Raw genomic sequence first — 1,666 nt, 5'->3', positions numbered from 1 at the left:
CCAGCTCCTCAAGGACCGTCGCAGGCCCCCGCCCACCAGCCGTCGCATGCTCAGGAGCCGGCAGCGCGGCCCGGTCCACCTTCCCGTTCGCCGTCAACGGCATCCCGTCCAGCACCACCACCGCCGACGGCACCATGTACTGCGGCAACCGCTCAGCCACCAAACCCCGCAGGTCACCACCACCGACGGCCTGACCACCCGCGACAACGTAGGCCACCAGACGCCTGTCCCCCGGCACATCCTCACGGACCAGCACCACCGCCCGATCCACCGCGGGATGCGCCGCCAGCACGGCCTCCACCTCGCCCGGCTCAATCCGGTAACCACGCAGCTTCACCTGATCATCCGCACGCCCGACGAACACCAACTGCCCGTCCACGCTCCACCGGACCAGATCCCCCGTCCGATACATCCGCTCACCCGGACCCCCGTACGGGCACGCCACGAAACGCTCCCCCGTCAACCCCGCACGGCCCAGATATCCGCGAGCCAACTGCACACCAGCCACATACAACTCACCCACCACACCCGGCGCCACCGGCTCCAGGAACCGGTCCAGAACGAAGGTCCTCGTCGTCGCGAACGACCGGCCGATCGGAACCGAACCCACACTCCCGTCGCCCTCACCAATCACGTAATGCGCCGATCCGACCGTCCCCTCCGTCGGACCGTAGTGATTCACCACCACCACATCCGGATGCGCCTCACGCCACCGCCGCACCGCATCCCAACCCAGGGCTTCGCCGCCCACCATCAACTGGCCCGTCGGGACACACTCCCCCGGCAGCCCCTCCAGCAACGGCAAATGGCTCGGCGTCACCTTCAAAAAGCCCAGACGACGCCCACCCAGCACCCCCGGCAGACCCTCATCCAGCCCCGACACAAACACACACCCACCCGACACCAACGCCGCATACAACCCCGTCACACCCAGATCAAACGACACCGACCCATGCAACAGACTGCTCTCCCGCACCCCCGGATACGCCCCCACACACCACCCCACATAACCCGCCAACGCCCCATGCGACACCACCACACCCTTCGGCCGACCCGTCGACCCCGACGTATAAATCACATACGCCGCATGCCCCGCCTCCACCCGCACCGGCTCCACCAACCCACCATCCGCCGCCTCATCCACCAGCACCGCCACACCATCCGGCAACCCACCCGCCAACCCCGCACTGGTCACCACACACACCGGACCCGCATCCTCCAACAACCACGCCACCCGCTCCGCCGGCGCCTCCGGATCAACCGGCAGATACGCACCCCCCGCCTTCCACACCGCCAACAACGCCACCACCACATCCACCGACCGCTCCAACAACACCCCCACCACCGACTCCGCCCCCACCCCACGCTCGCTCAGCACACCCGCCAACCGAGACGCCCGCACATCCAACTCCCCATACGACAACGTCTCCCCCTCACCCACCACCGCCGGCGCATCCGGCGTCCGCGCCACCTGCTCCCCGAACAACATGGGCACCACACCCGACACCCCCACCACACCCGACTCATTCCACCCAACCAACACCCGCCCCCGCTCACCCTCCGACAACACCTCAACCTCACTAAGCCGCACATCCACCGCGATCGCCGACAACACCCGGACCAACCGCTCAGCAAACACCTCCACACTCACCCCATCGAACAAATC

At 67.5% G+C, this 1,666-nt stretch carries 1 protein-coding gene; it reads right to left on the bottom strand.

What is annotated here, in order from left to right; genetic code table 11:
- The coding region (locus ABTY56_RS38610; RefSeq protein ID WP_350634370.1) for a non-ribosomal peptide synthetase at positions 1-1,651 on the bottom strand (1,651 nt) is incomplete at its 3' end.
- Positions 1,652-1,666 lie beyond the last annotated feature (15 nt).

The sequence above is a fragment of the Kitasatospora sp. NPDC097691 genome (assembly GCF_040302665.1).
GTDB lineage: Bacteria > Actinomycetota > Actinomycetes > Streptomycetales > Streptomycetaceae > Kitasatospora.
The sequence above is the reverse complement of the archived record's forward strand: the minus strand, read 5'-3'. Positions and strand labels throughout refer to the sequence as shown.